We start from the raw sequence: 18184 nt of genomic DNA, 5'->3' as shown, positions 1-18184 counted from the left end.
GGCCATCCTCCCGACAGGTGATTGCCTTATTTATACGTCTTTTTGCTCCGGCATGGCCACACCGCTGGCCTGCTCCAGCAAGGTTACACGGAAAATCCCCACCAGCGGACGCAGGTTGACCTTGTGCCAGGCCAGCCACAAGGGCGTGCGATAGCTGAACCACGGCAGTGTGCGCACCACCACGCCGGCCGGCGCGTGCTGGCGCAGGCTGCGCTGTATCATGGCCATGCCCAGCCCGGCCGCCACCAGGCCCAGCGCCGTCAAAGGCTCCGTCGCTTCCATGCGGATATCGGGCGTAAAACCGGCGCGCGCGCAGGCGGCGATGAAGTTATCGTGCTTCAGCACGCTTTCCTTGTGCAGCACGGCTATCCACTCTTCGCCTGCCAGGTCCTCGGGCGTGAGGTCGGCCTTGGCCGCCAGCGGGTGCGTCTCCGGCAAGGCCAGCAGCATGGGGTCGCTCAGCACTTGCGCGCAATCGAGGTCCGGGTCGTCCGGCAGCGGCGGTTCGCACAGCAGCGCGATATCGAGGCTGCGCTGGCGCAAGCCCTCGATTTGCTCGGCCGAATGCAGGTGGTACAGGGCGATGTGCACCTGCGGCCGCGTGGCGCGCAAGGCGCGCAAGCCATCGGGCAAGACGCCCGCATGCATGGCGTTCTCGATATAGCCGATGCACAAGCCCCCTTCGTCGCCGCGCCCCAGGCGTTTCGCCAGCGCTTCCAGGCGATTCCCGTGCGTGATAAAAGCGCGCGCTTCGGCGAGGAAAGTGTGGCCGTCGCGCGTGAGACGGATGCGCTGGGCGCTGCGCTCGAACAATGTCAGGCCCAGCCTGTCTTCAAGCTGGGCGATTTGCCGGCTCAGCGGCGATTGGGAAATGTGCAGGCGCTCGGCGGCCCGCCCCACGTGTTCTTCCTCGGCGACGGCGATGAAGTATTGCAATTGGCGCATGTCCAGCATATCAGACCTTTCAGGACTCAAGTTGCGCAAATTATGTCTTGGACAGGCTTAACTTGTCCAGCTATTCTGTCTTCACTGATCCACACATTGAAGGAAAACATCATGAGTATCAAACACTTACTGACAGGCAAACTGGGTTTCGGTACGGCGCCGCTGGGCAATATGTTCCGCAACATTCCCGAAGGCGAAGCGCTGGCGACCGTCGACGCAGCCTGGGAATCGGGCATCCGCTATTTCGATACGGCCCCGTTCTACGGCGCCGGTCTGGCCGAGCTGCGCCTGGGCGCTGCCCTGAAGCGGCGCCGCCGCGACGATTACGTGCTGAGCACCAAGGTCGGCCGCCTGATCCTCGACGCACTGGAAGATCCGGCAAGCCGCGAACTGGGCGAAAAAGGGGGCTTGTTCGAATTTGGCCGCAAGAACAAAATCGTCGATGACTACTCGGCCGACGCCACCCTGCGCTCGGTCGAAGACAGTTTGAAACGCCTGGATACGGACCGCCTCGACATCGTCTGGGTACACGACATCGCCCAGGATTTCCATGGCGACAACTGGCTGGCCCAATTTGAAACGGCCCGCACAGGCGCCTTCCGCGTGCTGACCCGCTTGCGCGAAGAAGGCGTGATCAAGGCCTGGGGTGTGGGCGTGAACAAGGTGGAACCGCTGGAACTGACCCTGGAACTGGCCGAAACCCAGCCCGACGCCTTCCTGCTGGCGGGCCGCTACACCCTGCTCGACCATGAACGGGCGCTGCAGCGATTGATGCCTGCTGCGGCGAAACAGAACGTCGACATCGTCGTAGGCGGTCCCTACAGCTCGGGCATCCTGGCCGGCGGCGCGCATTTCGAATACCAGAAAGCCTCGCCCGAGATCATTGCCAAGGTGGAACGCATCAAGGCGATTGCCGCGCGCCACGGCGTCAGCGTGAAGGCGGCCGCCCTGCAATTCTCGCTGGCCAACCCTGCCGTGGCTGCCGTGATCCCCGGCGCCAGCCGTCCGGAACGCCTGGCCGAAGACCAGCAAGCATTGAACAGCGTCATCCCCGCCGCCTTCTGGCAAGACATGCGCGCCGGGCAGCTGGTGTCGCCATTCGCTCCGCTGCCCGGCAGCACTCTCTAATATAGACACAAGGAATTCACCATGGCCCGTACCACTACCTCGATCGACATCGCCGCCACCCCGGCGCAAGTGTGGCAACTGATCGGCGGCTTCAACTCGCTGCCCGACTGGCTGCCCTATATTCCCAGCAGCACGTTAAGCGACGGGGGCCGCATCCGCCACCTGGCCAACCCGGCCGGCGACGTCATCGTCGAGCAACTGGAAGCGTACGACAATGCGGCGCGCAGCTACAGCTATTCCATTCTGCTGGCGCCATTTCCCGCCACCGATTATTTGTCCACCCTGCAAGTGAGCGCGATTCCCGGCAGCGATGGGGCCCGCGTCACCTGGTCGGGCCGCTTCACGCCGGTGGGCGTGAGCGAGCAGGAAGTGACGGAGCTGTTCCACGGCATCTACGTGGCTGGACTGGAAGCGCTGCAGCAATCATTGACGAAGTAATAAGCCGCGAAGACCATTTCCGCCACAGCCAGCGTTTCTTCGCCTGCTCTGTGGCGGAATCGCGCAGATTCCGTGTTATCGTTAACAACAAGAGCAATCGCGGTTGTGTGCAGTGCAGCAGATTTCAGCTATCGCCCAGCAGAGCTTGCCCGAATCTTTTACAATGTTGTCTTTGGGCAGCTCTTATAGCCCGAAAATACGGGCCAGCCGTCGACTCTGGCGGCGCATTGCCGCTTCCGGCCGGGCCACAGCACGCCTCACCACCCTGTCATTCCTTACCCAGCTAACAAGAACATGCACGCATCCATAGACCCATTGATTCCGCGCGTCACCGCGCCTTTTGGCGCTGGTTATGCCGACCTGGCCCTGGCCATCGGCGGCCTCGCCATCGGCACGGGCGAATTCGCCTCCATGAGCATCCTGCCCGTGGTGGCCGACGACCTGGGCACGACCTTGCCGCAGATGAGCCACATGATCAGCGCCTACGCGCTGGGCGTGGTCATCGGCGCGCCCCTGATCACGATCTTCCTGGCCCGCATGCCGCGCCGGCTGATGCTGATGTGCCTGATGCTGATGTTCGCGGGCGGTAACCTGCTCAGCGCCATCGCCCCCAACTATGGCTTGCTGGTCGTCGCCCGCTTCATCGCCGGCATTCCGCACGGCGCCTATTTCGGCGTGGCAGCGCTGGTGGCGGCCGCCCTGGCCGAACCGGACAAGCGGGGCCAGGCCGTGGCCCGCGTCCTGATGGGCTTGACGGTGGCCAATATCTTCGGCGTGCCGCTGGCCACGTATATCGGCCAGACCCTGGGCTGGCGCTCGGCCTTTTTGCTCGTCGCCGCGCTGGGCTTGCTGACCATGCTGATGGTGCGCATCTTCGTGCCCATGGTCGCCGCCGGCGACTCGAGTCCACGCCGCGAACTGGGCGTGTTCCGCCGCCTGCAAGTGTGGCTGACCCTGCTGATGGTGGCCATCGGCTTCGGCGGCATGTTCGCCGTCTACACGTTTATTACGCCAACCTTGCTGGAAATCACGAAAGTGTCGCCCCTCGTCATTTCCATCCTGCTGGCCATCATCGGCGTCGGCATGACCGTGGGTAACCTGATCGGCGGCTGGCTGGCCGACCGTTCGCGCCTGTGGACGATCTTCGGCGTGCTGCTGTGGAACGTGGCCGCCCTGGCCGCGTTTACCTATACCAGCAGCAATGTCTGGCTGACGGCCATCAACCTGTTCGCCATCGGCGCCGGCATCGCCGTCGCTCCCGCCGTGCAGACGCGTTTGATGGACGTGGCCGGCGACGCGCAAACCGTGGCCGCCGCCCTCAACCATTCCGCCTTCAACATCGCCAACGCCCTGGGCGCCTGGGCCGGCGGCATCGCCATCGCCATGGGCATGGGCTTGCGCTCGACGGGCTGGGTCGGCGCCATGCTGGCCTGCGGCGGCATCGTCGTGCTCGGTATATCTGTGCTGGTGGAAAACCGCAGCCGGAATCTGGGCGGCGCGCAGCCGGCTTGATGCTTGCGTCATAGGGATGATAATTTTCTTTGCATAGTTATCATTTCCTATATCATGGATAAAGATCAGATCCCGCAATTCCTGTGTATCCGATTTCTTTACATGATGAAGCGTGCAAGCCATGAACAAAGCAATCATCGCCTGGTACAAATCTGAAAGCTGTCATCTGTGAAGGCAGCTACCATCTTCATTGACGAGGTTCTCGGACGAGCACAGCAAGGCATAACCGAGCCGTTTATTTGCCGAGGCGACGACGGAGCAATTTACTTTATCAAAGGCAAGGGAGCTGGTCGGCGAAGCCAGATTTGTGAGTGGGTTTCGGCGCAGCTGGCGACGGAATTTGGCCTTCCAATCGCGGAATATGCATTGGCCGAAGTAGCTGAGGAGCTCATTGAGGCAAATGCATTTCCAAATATTAGCCAACTCGGTAGTGGAATAGTCTTTGCGTCGAAAGAGCTTCCTCATCCACAAGAGCTGACAGCGATCACACGAGACCTTGTGCCAGATCAAGTGGCAAGCGATGTGTTGGTTTTCGACTGGTGGTTGCATAACGAAGATCGTCATTTAACTACACGCGGCGGCAATCCTAACCTGCTGTGGGACATGCAGAATTCAGCACTGGTCGTGATCGACCATAACCAAGCCTTTGACCGGTACTTCGACCCGCGCAACTTCCTGAAAACGCATGTGTTTTCGAGCAGGTGGAATAACATTTTTAGCGACCATTTTCAACGCGAACACTACGCAAGGAAGTTAGAGGCAATTTTGCCAAAATTAGCGGATATCCGTGCTAACATACCTGACTCTTGGTGGTATGTTGATGAGGGCGTCCCGGCAAATGTGACGTGGGATGAAATCGAAGCATGTCTGCAACGGTGCCGCCGAGAAGATTTTTGGAATACCCCATGAAAAAGTTCGCCTGCCAATACGCTCTTTTGCGATTTCGCCCGTTTGTCGAAACCGGAGAGTTTGCCAACGTCGGCATTGCGCTGATCGCACCCGAAGCGCGCTTCTTTGGCTTCCGCATACTAAAACGGTATGCCCGTATCACACAGTTTTTTCATCAGCTTGACCGTCAAATCTACTTGGATGGCCGCCAACTTTTTAAAGAGGAGATGGATCGCTTCGCTCTAGAGCTTCGGCGTCTGGCATTGGATGGACGAAAAATACAGCCTGACGTAGTACTCGCAAGAAATCTGTTTGCTGAAGTGGTTCGCCCACGGGAAGCCATGCTGCAGTTTGCCGATCAACGCGTCGTTATGGCGGAGGATCCAAAAGCCAAACTTCTGCAGCTATTTGATCACTATGTCGAACGCAACTTTGTCACCAAAGAATATCAAGAGCGCTTATTGGAAAACAATGTTCGCAAGCTCCTCTTCAACGCGCAAGTCGGAGCACGATATCAACGTGAAAAGGTTGGTACGGAAGATTTCGCCGTAAACTTCCCCTTTGTCGATATGGTTGAAGGCAAAGCTGAACGAGTGATCAAGCCGCTCTATCTTGCCCAAGGCGATAGCACCAAGATCCTTACACATGGCGGTCAATGGGTTGACAAAGTCCGGCGCCTACGCAAACGCAATGCATTACCACCAAAAGTGTTGTTCCCGGTCACTCAACCGGCAGCCAACACCAAGCCCTATCATGCATTCCAAGAAATTATGCAAGATTTGCTGGCGGAAAATGTACAGGTAGTGGCGGCGGACGATGAACGCCAAATTCTCAAGTTCGCTACGGACCGAAACTGACTATATCTGATCATAGTAGCGATCTTGAAGGTGGGAGTACCGTTCAAAGTGCCCGTGAATGGCCAGGGTCACTATCCGTAGCATACAGATTGACAGGCGCCCTACTCTGCGATGGCAAACGCCACCGCCGCCTCGCAATGAATGGCCGTGGTATTAAACAGCGGCAAGTCCACATCGCCCTGCTGGATCAGCAGCGGTATCTCCGTGCAGCCCAGAATCACGCCCTGCACACCTTGCAGCCGCAGTTTCTCGATGATGCCCAGGAAGATGTTCCGGCTGGCATCGGTAACAATATTCTGTACCAGTTCCGTGTAGATAATGTCGTGGACGACTTCCTGGTCCGCCGCATCGGGCGTCACCGTGGCGATGCCGCGCTGCTCCAGCGCATCGTGATAAAAGCGTCCCGTCATCGTTTGCTTGACGCCCAGCAAGCCGACCTTGCGTACGGCGGACTGCCGCACCCGCTTCGCCGTTTCCTCGACGATGCTGATGAAAGGCAAGCCGATCCGCGGCACGACGGCCGGTGCGAAACGGTGCGCGCCATTCGCGCACAGCAGGAAAAAATCCGCGCCCATGCCTTGCAGGCGCCGCCCTTCCTGGACAAGAAATTGCTCGATGGCGTGGGAATCGGCCTGCGCCGCGTGCGCAACGAAGTCGGCCTGATCCATGCTGACCAGCATGATGCGTGCGCTATGCGCGGGGCCGAGGCGCGCCACCAGCATCTCATTGAGCAAGCGATAGTATTCCAGGGTGGACGCCCAGCCGATGCCGCCGAGGAGCCCTATGGTTTTATGTTGCACGTTATGCCCGGCGAAATGAGTTGCGTAAATTATACGATGGCCAAGCCCGGCCATGCACTTGCCATCAAGCGTCCAGCCACAGAAACAAGGCCTTATCCGGCGTGGCGGACCGATGCCAGTTCGCTTTCAACTCCATCAGGAATCCTGCCAGATCGACGGGATTGACGTCCAGCCCAGCCCATGGCGCGGTTTGCGCCCACGCCACCGCGATATCGGCCAGGTCATCGGCCGCTATCCGGTCGAGCGCCTGCCCTATTGCAGTACTGAACACGTACATATAGCGCCCATGAATAGGCACGGGCCTGAGGAAAGGCGCCGTCGAGTGCGTCAGCAATTGCCCCAGCGACGCAAAATCCAGTTTCCCTGGCAAGGTGATGCCGGTGACGGGAAAGGAGTCGAAGGCATCCTGCCAGCTGGCACATGCGCGCATCTCGGATTCGGCACAGACAAAAATATCGATCTTCTTCATGGGACTGTCAGATGCCCTCCTGACGCGCCGGTCGCATCATGCCGGTTCGACGTCTCGCGGCTGTAGGCGCTCTCGAACGCGGCCAGGCTCTCCGCCTGCGCCCACAGGCTGGCGACATAGTGGAATTCATCCTCGAACGGCTGTTCGAAATCGGCCACGTCCATCGCGTATTCGCAATTGCGGCTCAGCATCGTCAGCCAGCCGGGATAGGCTAGCGCCGGGTACAAGCGGGTCAAGATGGCATCGAGCGACGACACGCTTTCGCGCCCTGCCAGATAAGCTGCGCGCAACTCGACAATGTATTTGCCAGCCAGAAATTGCTGATCGAGCCGCTGCGCGCCCCCGTAGCGCTCGATGATCACGTCGGCCAGCGGCAGCACCTCATCAATACCCCGGGCGCTGGCCAGCAGCACGACCTCGAGGTCGTCACCTTCCTGGTCCAGGCGCAAGCGCTCCACGGCCCAATCCACGCAGCGGTCCGCCGGGGCGAAACCCATCTGCAGCTGGAAAACGGCGAGTTCCAATTCTGTCAGTTGTTCCATGTCTTTCATTTTGCTGATGCCATCCTCACTCCGCCTGCAGCATCTTTTGCAGCACCGCATCAAGCTCGTAAAAATCCACAGGCTTGGTCAGGTGCAGATCGAAGCCCGCATCGGATGCCATCTGGCGGTCCTTGTCCTGGCCCCAGCCCGTGACGGCCACGAGGATGGCGTCCTGGCCGCAGGGTTCACTACGCAACAGCCGCGCCACGTCGTAGCCATTCATGTCCGGCAAGCCGATGTCGAGCAAGATGACTCGTGGCATGAAACTTTTTGCCGCCGCCATGCCGGCCGGGCCGTCGTAGGCCGTGCGCACTTCATAGCCGAGGATGTCGAGCGCCAGTGCCAGGCTTTCGGCCGCGTCGGCGCTGTCGTCGATGACCAGCACCTTGCCCTCGCGCGTGCCGGCCAGCAGGCGGCGGTTGGGCTCGGGCGGCGCTTGCAGCGGCACGGCGGGCAGCGGCAGGCGCAAGGTGAAGGTGCTGCCCAGCCCTACGCCATCGCTGTGCGCGCTGATGCTGCCGCCATGCAATTCAGCCAGGCCGCGCACCAGCGACAGGCCGATGCCCAGGCCTCCCTGTGCCCGCGACAGGGCCGGTTCCAGCTGCGAAAACATGTCGAACACCGTGTCCAGGTGCTCGGGCGCGATGCCGATGCCCGAATCGCGCACGGTAATGTGCACGTCGTTTTCCCTGCATGCCACTTCCAGCCCGACGACGCCGTTGGCGGGCGTGTACTTGACGGCGTTGGTCAGCAGGTTGGCGATCATTTGCCCCAGGCGCGTGGCATCGGCGTCGAGCCAGATGGCTTGCGGCCATTGCTCCACGTGCACCGCGTGGCCCGATTGCGCGGCCAGCTCCGCCACGCTGTGCAGGGCCGCTTCCACCACGGGGGCCAGCTCCACGCTGGCGCGGCGCAGTTCCAGGCGTCCCTGCGTGATGCGCGACACTTCCATCAAGTCGTCGACCAGGTGCGTCATGTGCGCCACTTGCCGGCCCAGCACGTCGCGCGCCCAGCGCAGCTGCGGGTCGTCCAGCTGCGCCAGGCGCAACACTTCCAGCACGTTGCGCATGGGCGCCAGCGGATTGCGCAGCTCGTGCGCCAGGGTGGCCAGGAACGCGTCCTTGCGCCGGTCGGCGGCCGCCAGCTGTTCGTTGAGTTCGCCCGCCTCCTTGCGCGCCAGCTGCAGCTGCTGCTCGTATTTGCGCCGGTCGCTGGCGACAAAGACGGCGATCTCGTCATAACGCACGCCCTCGTGCACGCGGCGCACGGCGTTGAACAGCATAGGAATGGACTGCCCCTGGCGCTGGCGCATGTCGAGCAGGATTTCCGACACGCTGCCCTGCACCTGCATCAAGGGCAGCCAGTGCGTCTGGTGGAATACGCGACCGCCGATGGTCAGCAAGTCCTGCAGTTTCTTTTTCCCCAGCACTTCCGCGGCAGCATAGCCGAGCCAGCCGCAAAAGGTGGCGTTCGCCTGCACGATGGTGCCGTCGGCCGTGCACAGCAGCAAGCCGCAGGCCGCGTGCTGGAACAAGGTATTGGTATCAGGCAAGGAAGGCATCGTGTCGCGCATTACAGGTGCAAGCTGTCGAGAAAGCGGCGGATGGCGCGGTAGCTGGTGTCGGGCACACTCATGTGCGGGCAATGGCCGACATTCTCGACCACGTGCAGGCTGCTGCGCGGCAGCATCTCGCGCAAGTACTCGCCCACGGACGGCGGCGCGATGAAGTCGTCGCTGCATTGCACGATCAGGGCTGGCGTGCTGTTGCGCGGCAAGACGGCGCGGTGATCGGATAAGAACGTGGCTTGCGCGAAATGCCGGGCGATGGCCGGATCCGTGCGACAAAAACTGTTCACCAGCTCGTCTCCCAGCGCCGGCTGCCCGGGCGCCCCCATGATGGCAGGCGCCATGCCGGCGGACCAGCCCAGGTAATTGGCGTCCATGGCATCGAGCAAGTCGTCGATATCGGCACGGCTGAAGCCGCCCCGGTAGCCGGCCGCCGCATCGTCGACATAGCACGGCGACGGCGCCAGCATGACTTGCGCGGCGAACAAGTCCGGCTCGGCGATCGTGGCCAGCAAGGCGCTCATGGCGCTGACGGAATGGCCGACGCAAATGACGGGACCGCCACCGACGGCATGGATGACCCGGCGCAAATCGGCGCCATGCGCATCGAGCCGCGCATAGCGATCGAAATCATAGGCGCCGAGGTCGGAAGCGCCGCTGCCGACCAGGTCGAACAGCACGGTGCGATAGTGGGGACGAAACAGCGGTTCCAGATAGCGCCACATGGTTTGATCGCAGCCAAAGCCATGCATGAACACCATGGTGGCAGCCGCGTCCGCCGTCGACGCACCGCTGCGTTCGCTCACGCGGACATTGTTCCGATCTTCTATGTGCATACTGCTTCAGCCTTGAATATTTCCATGTGGAATGTAAATTAACTTCTTGCTAGCATCTTAACATGCGCTATTTGACTCTGGACAACACCAATGGCGCTGGACAAACGCCACGCCACGGCGGATAATGAGAACGATTCCCATTATCATAATACCAGGCTTGTGCCTGGTTCTTACTGTGCGCCGACAGGGCGTACGCTGGCGGCAACAAGCCGGTTTCATGTTGAAGGTTTGTACCGCATGCGCGCTTTCTGGACTGTCATACACCGCTGGGCCGGCCTGACCATCGCCCTCTTCCTCATCGTTGCGGGCCTCACGGGCGCCGTCACGTCGTGGGACCACGAACTGGACGAATGGCTGAACGCCGACATCATGAAAACGCCGGGCCGCGGCCCCCTGCAGCCGCCGTTCGTCCTGGCGCAAAAAGTGGCCGCCGCCGACCCGCGCGTGGAAGTCAATTACATGACCCTGGGCCTGGAAGAAGGCCATGCGGCCGCCTTCATGGTGCGTCCGCTCACCGATCCGGCCACGAACAAGCCGTTCGTGCTCGACTACAACACCGTCTACATCGATCCCGTCACGGCGCGCATCACGGGCACGCGCGATTCGACGGCCATTTCCCTGTCGCGCCGCAGCCTGATGCCGTTCTTGCGCCACCTGCACTACAGCCTGCACGTGCCCGCCTTCTGGGGCACGGACCGCTGGGGCTACTGGCTGATGGGCACGGTGGCCCTCATCTGGCTGCTCGACAGCATGGTGGCGTTCTATCTGACCACGCCGCGCCGCTTGCGTCTGCGGGCACACGACGAGGCGCCGCGCCACCGCGACGCCGCCAGCTGGTGGCAGCGGTGGAAACCGTCATGGGTCGTGCGCTGGGCGGCCGGTGGCTACAAGCTCAACTTCGATCTGCACCGCGCGGGCGGCCTGTGGGTGTGGGCCATCATCATCGTCGTCGCGTTCACGTCGTTTTCGTTGAACCTGTACCGCGAAGTGTTCTATCCCGTCATGTCGCTCGTCTCCACCACCACGCCGGGTCCGTACGAAACGCAGACGCCGGCGCCGTACGGCACGTATATCACGCCAGCGATCGGCTTCGAGCAAGCCGCGGCCATCGCAAAAAAGCAAGCCGTACAGCGTGGCATCACGGCCCCCATCGGCGGCATTTATTATGGCGGAAATTACTCGTTTTATAACGTCTCGTTTTTTGATCCGGCCGATGAATTCGGCGCGGCCGGCATGGCTTTGTCGAACCTCTACGTCGACGGCATGGACGGCAGCATCATCGGCCAGCACAAGCCATGGGAAGGCACGGCGGCCGACGTCTTCGTGCAACTGCAATTCCCCTTGCACTCGGGCCGCATCCTCGGCCTGCCGGGGCGCATTCTGATGTCCTTCATGGGCGTGATGGTGGCGATGCTGTCGGTGACGGGTATCGTTATCTGGGAAAGAAAACGTCGTGCGCGCCGGCTGCAGGCGCATAAATTGAAGACCGTGGGCACCCAATCATAACGCTACGGCGTTAATTCCCCGGCTTTGCCCCCTGCCGCAGACTGGCGCGTGCCGCCGCCAATCGTTCCAGTGCCAATTGATGGGCCTTTTCCAGCGCCTCGCTGGCCGGCACCCCGATATCGGGCGTCACGCCAATGCCTTCCCAATTGCTTTTGCTGATCGGATTGATGGCGCGCCCGTTCGGGATGAAGACGGCAAAATGCGGACCCAGTTCACGCATGCGGCCGGGATTGGCGCCGCCGCCAGTCATCTCGCCCACCAAGGTCGCGCGCTTAAGCTGCTGCAGGTTGTAGCTGAATTCTTCCGCGCCGGAGAAAGTACGCGGCCCCGTCAACACGTAGACGGGCTTGTGCTGGCCGTAGCGCTTGCCCGGCACACCGGTATCGGTCCAAAACTGCTCCGTGCGCTTGCCTTCACGCCAATACAGATCATTCAAATGGGTACGCTGATCGAACAGATAGCTGCTCAGGAAGGCAACGCCGGCCGGGTCGCCACCGCCGTTAGATCGCATATCGAATATCAGCGCATCGCTGTCTGCCAGCCGGGTCATCGCCTCGGCAATCGCGGGCGCCGCGTCCTTGAGGCGGAAGAATCCTTGCAAGTCCAGGTAGCCGACATTGCCAGCGAGGGTCTCGACCCTGGCGACGCCATAGCCGCGCGCGGCCATCTGCCGGCGCATCTCGTCCTGTTGTTCCGGCGACGTGGCCGCGTTGTGCGGCAGCAGGGTATCGCTGGCAGTCACGCGCAAGTGCTTGTCTTGGCCGAAAGTGTGCAAGTCGGCAGTCAACACGTTGGCAAAGACCTTCGCATCGGTGATGCCGTCATAGCCGCCATCGCGCTGCCTGGCGCGCAGCGCCGCATTGATCCTCACTGCCACCTCTGGAAACACATAGTAATCAGTAAGCTGTTGGCGCAAGGTGTCAACCAGTTGCCCCCGCAACGCGGCATCGAGAACGGGCGCTTCCGCCTGCACAGTCCCGCATGACATGGCAAAAGCGAGCAAGGCTGCTGCGGCTGAACGGGACAGTGGGATGGCAGCTCCGAAGGATGTGTGTGAGCCGATTCTACCGTAAAGCGCTGCGCCATATTGCCCTGCATCACGGCCCGTCCCGCTCCCGCCTCACCAGCGCCAGCAAGCTGTCGCCCCGGCTGCCGTCGCAGCAGACGGCCACGCCGTCCGTGAAGTCTAGCGCCGTCAAGCGCGTCAGGACGCTGCCGGGCGGCATTTCCAGCGCCAGCCTGGCGCCCCGTTCCCACGCCAGGCGCACGGTACTGCTCCACTGCACGCGCTGCGCCATGTTGGCGGCCAGGCTGTCGCGGATGCGGGCCGGGTCGAACAGCGCGCGCGCCGCGCTGCTGCTCAGATAGACGAGCGGTGGCCGACGCACGACGACACCATCGAAGGCGGCGGCCATGTCGCGCGCGGCAGCTTCCATCAACGGGCAATGCGACGGCACGCTGACGGCCAGGCGCTTGGCCTTGCTGGCGCCATGCGCGAGGGCCAGCGCCATCACGGCGTGCAAGGCGGGCTCGCTGCCGGCGATGGCGATCTGGCGCGGCGCGTTCAGGTTGGCGATATACACGGGCGTGGCAGCGCCATGCACCCGGGCCAGCAAGGGTTCCAGCTGCGCCAGGTCCAGGCCGATGATGACCGCCATGCCGTAACCGGTGGGATACGCCTCTTCCATCAACTGGCCGCGCCGCGCCACGAGGCGCACGGCGTCGCAAAAATCGAGCGCGCCGGCGACGACGGCCGCCGCATACTCGCCGATGGAAAAGCCGGCCACCATGTCGGGCCGCGCGCCGCGCGCGGCCAGCGAACGGGCCATGGCCACGCCCGCGATCAGCAGACACAGTTGCACGGCCCGCGTCGAGGCCAGCGCGTCAGCCGTGTCCAGCGCCAAGGGATCGTGGCCCAGCACTTCAGCCGCTTCGGCCAGGGCCGCCGCCACGGCAGCATCATCGGGCAACGCATGCAGCATGCCCGGCGTCTGGGCGCCCTGGCCCGGAAAGGTAAATAACACGCTCATGCCAGCTCCCAAGGCGTGGCCGTCAGCACGGGTCCGCGATCCGTTTTCAGCAAGACCCGGCCCCGCCCCGCCGCCCACTCGGCATACGCAAAGCCGCCCAGGCCCGTGTCGATCTGCAGGTCCAGCCGGCACGCCGTGACGGTCGCCGCGATGGCGCGCAGGGTGTCGGCCTGGGCGGCGTCCGGCGGCGCGCCTATGCGCAGCACGAGATCGAGGTCGCTGTCGGCGCGCAGCACGGGCAAGCCGCTGGCCAGCGCGAAACCCACGCCGCCGGTCGGTCCCCAGGCCCAGCCCGTGGCGTCGAGCAGCGGCGCCACTTGCCGCAGCGCGTCCAGTGCTGCGCAGGCAAAACCAGGCCCCGGCGCGTGCACCAGCATTTCCGGCGTCACGCGGCGCACGACGGCGGCGGCATCCACTTCGCACGCATGCCGCTCGCTGCGCAGCATGCCCCGCAGGCCAACGGGGATGCGCCCGGGCGCCGTGCTGGCGCGCCGCACCACCAGGGGTGCATCCTGCAGCCAGGCATAGTCCAGCCAGGCGGGCAAGGATGCGCCGTCCGGCAGGCCGGACACCCACAGCAAATCATGCGCGCGCCAGGTGTACATCAGGCCACCACCGCCTTGACGGCGAAGAACAGCAACGATGGCCCCAGCAGGCAGCCCAGGCCCGTGTGAAACGTGGCCACCAGCGCGCCATACGGCACCAGTTTGCGGTCGGTGGCGGCAAGGCCGGCCGATACGCCGCTGACGGTGCCGGCCAGGCCGCCGAAGACCATCGCCGAGCGCGGCGTTTTCAGGCGCAGAAAGCGCGCCGCGGCGGGCGTGCCCACCATCACCAGGATGGCCTTGATGAGGCCCGCCGCAATGCTCAGGGCCATGACATCGGAACTGGCGCCGATGGCCGCGCCCGTGACGGGGCCGACGATGTAGGTGACGGCGCCGGCGCCGATGGTGGTCATGCTGACGGCGTCCGAATAGCCAAATGCATACGCGATGCCCGCGCCGACGAGAAACGGCAGCACGACGCCCAGCATCAGCGCCACGACGCCGATCAGGCCAGCCTTGCGTGCCTCCGTCGCCTGCACTTCGAAGGCCGTGGCGACGATGGCAAAGTCGCGCAGCATGGCGCCGCCCATCAGGCCGATGCCGCCGAACAGCGACAGATCGGCCAGTCCCTTGTGGCCGCCGCTATGCACGCCGCCCCAGTAAGCAAGCCCCAGGCCGATGACGATGGCGATGGCCGAGCCGTGCACGCGGCCCAGGGTCAGATACTTCGACAGCGCCACGGACAGCAGCATGATCAGGCCGACAAAGGCGAATGCCGTCACCAGGCCATTGTGGATGGCGGCTTTTTCAAATATCTCAAGCATGACGGTGCTCCTTGATCAGCATCGGGTCGGCTTCGGCGGCGGCGACGGCAGCCGGGCTTTCCATGCGATTAATGGCGGAAATCACGGCGCCGCAGACAAGCACGGAACCGATGGCGGCCAGCACGGCCACCGGCCCGCCACGCAGGGCCGCCACCACGTCCTGCTGCGCGGCCATCGCCACCACCACGGGAATATACATGGCGCCCCAGTATTCAACGCCCCGCTCCGTCATCGGCGGCAGCCAGGCGCGCCGCTGCATGTAGAGCCGGGCGCAAATCAGCAGCAGCATGGCGATGCCCACGCCGCCCACGTTGGTCTTGACGCCCATCAGCTGGCCGAGCAGGTCGCCCAGGAAGATGCCGAGCAAATGGCACAGGGCCAGCAGTGCGGTTCCGTAAATGATCATGATTTGTCTCCGTTATAGGAATGGAATGACTTTAAGTCTTCTCTTTCGTTTCACCTACCACTGCTGCCCCAGCACCTCCCTGACTTTTGCCGACGCCTGGCGGTGCGGCGCGCCCAGGCGGCTGGACAGGCCGCGCTCCGGATCGGCGCGGATGTCGGCCAGGGCCGCCCGCAGGCTGGCCGCGACGGCGGCCGTGTCCTGCGCCGATGGCGCGTCAGGCTGCGCCACTTGCAAGGTTTGCCACAGCAGGCCCAGGGTGGCGTAGTTGCCAATGTCGTAGGCCATCGGCGCGATGCTGGCGGCCAGCGCTTCGAGCGCTTCCACCGTGCGCAGGGTGATGCGGGCGGCCGACGCCTTGCCCATCGCATGCACCATCACGTGCGGATCGTCGAGCGCGATCAGGCGGTTTGCCTGGTAGCCGTGCGCAAGGAAGGCGCCCGACATGGCCTTGCCGACGATCAGGCCGATCACGGGATGGCCGGCCAGGCGCGCCTCGGCGTAAGCGCCTGCCGCGCCGGCCAGCGCCTGGTGGATGCCGTACGCTTCTTCGCGCCGGCCGTACGCCTGGCTGGCCACGTCGATGACGGCGACGATGGGCCGTTTCACGGCCAGCGAGTGGTCTTCAAGCACCACCTGCTGCACGGCGCGCGCCAGCTGCCATGCCTCGACCAGGCCGACTTCGCCCGAGCGTGCTCGCGTAAAACGGTTGTCCGGGTCGGGCAGCACGGCAAGGTAGCGCGCAGTTTCTCCCGCCAGCGGCGCGTCGACCACGCGCACGGCAGACGGGTAATCAGGCAGCGGCGCGGCATGCTGTGTCAGTGCCGCGAGCCAGACGGCGCCCCGGCTCGTATCGGTGATGGCGTTCATGCCGCAACTCCTTTGCTGTAGATGGCGCGCACGGCTTGCGGCGTGGCTTGCGGGCCGGCGTCCACTTGCGCCAAGCGGGCGAGAAAATCGTCGGCCTGGCTGCTGCGGTGCTGTGCCGGCACGCCGCGCGCGAACAATTCGGCGACGGTGGCGCGCATCTGCGCCGTGTCGTCTTCCACGTAGGCGTCGGCCAGGCCGCTGTGGAAGCGCTGCTCGCCGCCCGTCAGGCTCCAGATGAACGGTTTGTTGCGCGAGTCGAATTCGTCCACGCCCGCCTCCTGCTCGATGACGGCCGGGCCGTTGAGGCCCAGGCGCGCCTCGCGCGTGACGACCAGATAGCTGCACAGGCCCGCCGCGATCGACATGCCGCCGTAGCAGCCGACGGTGCCGGCCGTGATCCCGATCACGGGCTGGTAGCGGCGCAAGTCGACGATGGCCGCATGGATATCGGCGATGGCCGCCAGACCCAGGTTGGCTTCCTGCAGGCGCACGCCGCCCGTTTCGAACAGGATCACGGCGCGCGTCGGCACGCCGTTGCGGTTGTCGCGCGCCGCCAGTTCCAGCGCGCCGGCGATCTTCGCGCCGCCCACTTCGCCCATGCTGCCGCCCTGGTAGGCGCCCTCGATGGCCAGCACGACGGCCGGCTGGCCGCCGAACAGGCCCTTGGCCACCACCACGCCGTCGTCCGCCTGGGCCGTCACGCCTTGCTGCGGCAGCCAGGGCGACGCGATGCCGCAGAACGGGTCGAGCAGTTCGCGCATGCTGCCCGCATCCAGCAGGGCCTTGGCCCGGCTGCGCGCGCCCCGTTCGATGAAGCTGTCGCGCTCGAGTAATTGCTGCAGTGTGCTCATGCCGTCCTCCCCGCTTGCAATGCTTCGTAGGCTTGCTCGATGCGCATGCGCACCACGCCCGGCGTGGCGCCGCAATCATTGATGACGATGCGCGCCGCCGGCAGCGGCTCGCCGCCGAATACGCGCTGCAACAGCGCGTCCCACACGGCGCCCTTGCCATCGACGCAGGTGTTGACGACGATGCGGGTCACGCCATCGCTGCCTGGCTGCAGCAGCACTTCCAGGTCGCCCGAGCCGACGACGCCAGCCAGCGCGCGCCCTGATGCCGGCTGGCCGGCCGGGAATGTATAGTCACGCGTTTCCATGCGCTTCTCCTTGTGTCAATCGGTCGAGGAACAGGGTCGCGGCCAGCAGATCGGCCGCGCCGCCCGGCGAGACGCCGCGCGCCAGCGCCACCGCTTCCAGCGCCAGCAGCGCCTCGGTACCGGCGGCAGTGGCCACGCCGCCGGCGGCCAGCACCCGCGCCGCACCCGTTTGCAGTGCCAGCAAGGCCGGCTCGCCGCCGCGCGACAGCACGCAGGTATCGTCCAGCCGGCTGACGATCGCCAGCAAGGCGTTCAGGCGCGCCGTCGTCTCGTTGTCGCCGCGCGCCCGCGAGGCGTGCAAGGCGGGCAATCCGGCACCCGTCACCAGGGGAAAGCCGGCGCGGGCCTGGCCCCGCGCGCCGTCGACCTGATACTGGCGGCAGGCCAGCTCGCCCTTGTTGCCGGTGGCGCCAGGCGCGCCGCGGTCGTGCAAACGGGCCAGCGCACCAGCCCGCGCCGCCACGGCTGTTGGTACCAGCGACGCGCCGCGCGCGCCCTGATGCGCCGCCGCCGTCACCAGGAGGCCCAGCGCCCAGATGGCGCCACGGTGCGTGTTCACGCCGCCCGTCGCTGCCAGCATCAGCGCCTCGCCGTCGCGGCCGATGGCGCCGATGCGCTGGCGCAGCAGGTCGTCATCTTCACTGCGCGCGCCGGCGTCGGCCATGGCGGCAAACACGGGCTCCAGCACACAGGCCGAATGGCACATCAGGGCCCAGTTCAAGTCCGTGTGCGCGCCACGGCTGCGCAAATCGACCAGGCCCGGTTTCGGCGTCAAGGTCACTTCATCGAGCAGCGCCTGCAGCACTTGCCGTCCCAACGCGGCGCAGCGTTCCCGCACCGGCGTCATCGTCATCATTGTGCTCATTGC

General features: G+C 64.1%; 21 protein-coding genes. 6 read left to right on the top strand and 15 right to left on the bottom strand.

Going from position 1 to position 18184, the window contains the following annotated elements; all coding sequences use genetic code 11:
* Nucleotides 1-30 precede the first annotated feature (30 nt).
* Nucleotides 31-954: a LysR substrate-binding domain-containing protein gene (locus BLU39_RS20810; protein WP_092716434.1), complete on the bottom strand. Its 924-nt coding sequence runs from the start codon at nt 952-954 to the stop codon at nt 31-33.
* A 102-nt stretch (nt 955-1056) separates the two neighbouring features.
* On the opposite strand from BLU39_RS20810, the gene BLU39_RS20805 reads away from it, so the two are divergent.
* The 5 genes from BLU39_RS20805 (at nt 1057) to BLU39_RS20790 (ending at nt 5768) form a co-directional block, all read left to right on the top strand.
* Nucleotides 1057-2073, top strand: a complete 1017-nt coding sequence (locus BLU39_RS20805) for an aldo/keto reductase (RefSeq protein WP_092716432.1) — start codon at nt 1057-1059, stop codon at nt 2071-2073.
* Between the two features lie 21 nt (nt 2074-2094).
* Entirely contained in the window at nt 2095-2511 is a 417-nt protein-coding gene (locus tag BLU39_RS20800; protein WP_092716429.1) for an SRPBCC family protein, read from the top strand.
* 294 nt (nt 2512-2805) lie between these two features.
* Entirely contained in the window at nt 2806-4023 is a 1218-nt protein-coding gene (locus BLU39_RS20795) for an MFS transporter (RefSeq protein ID WP_092716427.1), read from the top strand.
* Between the two features lie 168 nt (nt 4024-4191).
* Nucleotides 4192-4932, top strand: a complete 741-nt coding sequence (locus BLU39_RS28350) for a HipA family kinase (protein ID WP_139178416.1) — start codon at nt 4192-4194, stop codon at nt 4930-4932.
* Nucleotides 4929-5768 carry a DUF3037 domain-containing protein gene (locus tag BLU39_RS20790; RefSeq protein ID WP_175539375.1) on the top strand — a complete coding sequence of 280 codons (840 nt, stop codon included), beginning with the start codon at nt 4929-4931 and terminating at the stop codon, nt 5766-5768. Before BLU39_RS28350 ends, BLU39_RS20790 begins: the two co-directional genes overlap by 4 nt.
* Nucleotides 5769-5869: 101 nt before the next feature.
* On the opposite strand, the gene BLU39_RS20785 is transcribed toward BLU39_RS20790, so the two are convergent.
* From BLU39_RS20785 to BLU39_RS20765, 5 genes are all read right to left on the bottom strand, one after another.
* Nucleotides 5870-6568, bottom strand: a complete 699-nt coding sequence (locus tag BLU39_RS20785; protein ID WP_175539374.1) for an aspartate/glutamate racemase family protein — start codon at nt 6566-6568, stop codon at nt 5870-5872.
* Nucleotides 6569-6632: 64 nt separating this feature from the next.
* Entirely contained in the window at nt 6633-7037 is a 405-nt protein-coding gene (locus BLU39_RS20780; RefSeq protein WP_092716419.1) for a hypothetical protein, read from the bottom strand.
* Nucleotides 7034-7579, bottom strand: a complete 546-nt coding sequence (locus BLU39_RS20775) for a hypothetical protein (RefSeq protein ID WP_092716417.1) — start codon at nt 7577-7579, stop codon at nt 7034-7036. Before BLU39_RS20775 ends, BLU39_RS20780 begins: the two co-directional genes overlap by 4 nt.
* A gap of 25 nt (nt 7580-7604) precedes the next feature.
* A complete protein-coding gene (locus BLU39_RS20770) occupies nt 7605-9140 on the bottom strand; it encodes a hybrid sensor histidine kinase/response regulator (protein WP_254789027.1) in 1536 nt (511 codons plus the stop codon).
* Nucleotides 9141-9151: 11 nt separating this feature from the next.
* Nucleotides 9152-9982, bottom strand: coding sequence for an alpha/beta fold hydrolase (locus BLU39_RS20765; RefSeq protein WP_092716413.1), 831 nt, complete (start codon nt 9980-9982; stop codon nt 9152-9154).
* Nucleotides 9983-10219: 237 nt separating this feature from the next.
* Here BLU39_RS20765 and BLU39_RS20760 point away from each other — a divergent pair, with 237 nt between their 5' ends.
* The gene (locus tag BLU39_RS20760; RefSeq protein ID WP_092716661.1) at nt 10220-11488 is read left to right on the top strand and encodes a PepSY-associated TM helix domain-containing protein; all 1269 of its coding nucleotides are present in this window, start codon (nt 10220-10222) and stop codon (nt 11486-11488) included.
* A 10-nt stretch (nt 11489-11498) separates the two neighbouring features.
* Here BLU39_RS20760 and BLU39_RS20755 read toward each other — a convergent pair whose 3' ends face one another.
* The 9 genes from BLU39_RS20755 to BLU39_RS20715 all read right to left on the bottom strand — a co-directional run bounded on the left by BLU39_RS20755 (nt 11499) and on the right by BLU39_RS20715 (nt 18169).
* On the bottom strand, nt 11499-12491 hold the full coding sequence (locus BLU39_RS20755; RefSeq protein WP_092716411.1) for a S41 family peptidase: 993 nt from the start codon (nt 12489-12491) through the stop codon (nt 11499-11501).
* A gap of 94 nt (nt 12492-12585) precedes the next feature.
* Nucleotides 12586-13518 (bottom strand): malonate decarboxylase subunit epsilon, encoded by a 933-nt coding sequence (gene mdcH / locus BLU39_RS20750; RefSeq protein ID WP_092716409.1) that lies wholly within the window; start codon nt 13516-13518, stop codon nt 12586-12588.
* Nucleotides 13515-14123, bottom strand: coding sequence for a malonate decarboxylase holo-ACP synthase (locus BLU39_RS20745; RefSeq protein WP_092716407.1), 609 nt, complete (start codon nt 14121-14123; stop codon nt 13515-13517). The genes mdcH and BLU39_RS20745 overlap by 4 nt, the downstream gene beginning before the upstream one ends.
* Complete coding sequence (gene madM, locus BLU39_RS20740) at nt 14123-14887, bottom strand: malonate transporter subunit MadM (RefSeq protein WP_034751139.1); 765 nt, start codon at nt 14885-14887, stop codon at nt 14123-14125. Before madM ends, BLU39_RS20745 begins: the two co-directional genes overlap by 1 nt.
* Complete coding sequence (madL, locus tag BLU39_RS20735) at nt 14880-15293, bottom strand: malonate transporter subunit MadL (RefSeq protein ID WP_092716405.1); 414 nt, start codon at nt 15291-15293, stop codon at nt 14880-14882. Before madL ends, madM begins: the two co-directional genes overlap by 8 nt.
* Before the next feature lie 54 nt (nt 15294-15347).
* Nucleotides 15348-16160 carry a biotin-independent malonate decarboxylase subunit gamma gene (mdcE, locus tag BLU39_RS20730; RefSeq protein ID WP_092716403.1) on the bottom strand — a complete coding sequence of 271 codons (813 nt, stop codon included), beginning with the start codon at nt 16158-16160 and terminating at the stop codon, nt 15348-15350.
* Complete coding sequence (locus BLU39_RS20725; RefSeq protein ID WP_092716401.1) at nt 16157-17011, bottom strand: biotin-independent malonate decarboxylase subunit beta; 855 nt, start codon at nt 17009-17011, stop codon at nt 16157-16159. The genes mdcE and BLU39_RS20725 overlap by 4 nt, the downstream gene beginning before the upstream one ends.
* A complete protein-coding gene (locus tag BLU39_RS20720) occupies nt 17008-17316 on the bottom strand; it encodes a malonate decarboxylase subunit delta (RefSeq protein WP_092716399.1) in 309 nt (102 codons plus the stop codon). Before BLU39_RS20720 ends, BLU39_RS20725 begins: the two co-directional genes overlap by 4 nt.
* Nucleotides 17303-18169: a triphosphoribosyl-dephospho-CoA synthase gene (locus tag BLU39_RS20715; protein WP_254789029.1), complete on the bottom strand. Its 867-nt coding sequence runs from the start codon at nt 18167-18169 to the stop codon at nt 17303-17305. Before BLU39_RS20715 ends, BLU39_RS20720 begins: the two co-directional genes overlap by 14 nt.
* Between the last annotated feature and the right edge of the window lie 15 nt (nt 18170-18184).

It is taken from the genome of Janthinobacterium sp. OK676, from assembly GCF_900103595.1.
In the GTDB taxonomy this organism is placed as follows: Bacteria; Pseudomonadota; Gammaproteobacteria; order Burkholderiales; family Burkholderiaceae_D; genus Janthinobacterium.
Note: the sequence above shows the minus strand (reverse complement) of the source record. Positions and strands in the feature narration are given on the sequence as shown.